Below are 736 nucleotides of genomic sequence, written 5' to 3' on the forward strand. Positions count from 1 at the left end.
ATCGAGGCTCGTTAGGCTTTAGTTTGGGAAGAGGCATGCCTGTTACAAGTTTAATCCCTAAAAAATACCCTAAACATGGTAAAAGGGATTGCCAATACATAGTCGCGTTTGCTGATAGTTACGATCAAGCCTGTAATTTATGGACGTTATTAAATGAATATATGGATAAAAATAAACCTATCCCTTACGCAATGTTACCTTCAGTTCAATATTATTTAGATAAAGGGTGCAGCACAGTTTGGAAGGGCGATAAAATTGGCCCCTATATGGATAATTACCCCCTCGATCCCGAGATAAAAAATAACTATAAATATGTATTTCATACGGATATTGATGACGAAAAAGAATACCCGAGGGATGAAGTTAATTATGTTATTGCCCCCTTTAGTGATGACCCAGTATTGCTAGAGAAAAACATAAAACGCGCGTACGAGCTCAATATTTTACTTTTGTGATTAAAGTTATTTAAAAATAGATTTACAGGCCACAGGCCAAATGCTCTTTAACAATCAGAAAAGGAATTCAAACCTAGGTGGTATATGCTGCCTAGGTTTATTAAAGCAAAGGAACCTGATGCAAAAGAATAATTACTTTGGTGTTGGAATCATGCAAAAGAAAACGAAGTTTAATCGTTTTTTTGAAGCGCACCGAATAATAAATGAAGGAAGCGAATTTAGAGGATTATGTTTTTTCCGACGTTGGCTAAATCAAGATAGGCGCATTTACGCGAATAAAA

At 35.7% G+C, this 736-nt stretch carries 1 pseudogene; it reads left to right on the plus strand.

Annotated elements, in window-relative coordinates:
• A pseudogene (locus tag H5186_RS22635) lies at positions 1–455 on the plus strand (hypothetical protein); the annotation flags it as partial.
• Positions 456–736 lie beyond the last annotated feature (281 nt).

This window comes from Pseudoalteromonas sp. SG41-2 (genome assembly GCF_014164535.1).
Taxonomy (GTDB): Bacteria; Pseudomonadota; Gammaproteobacteria; order Enterobacterales; family Alteromonadaceae; genus Pseudoalteromonas; species Pseudoalteromonas rhizosphaerae.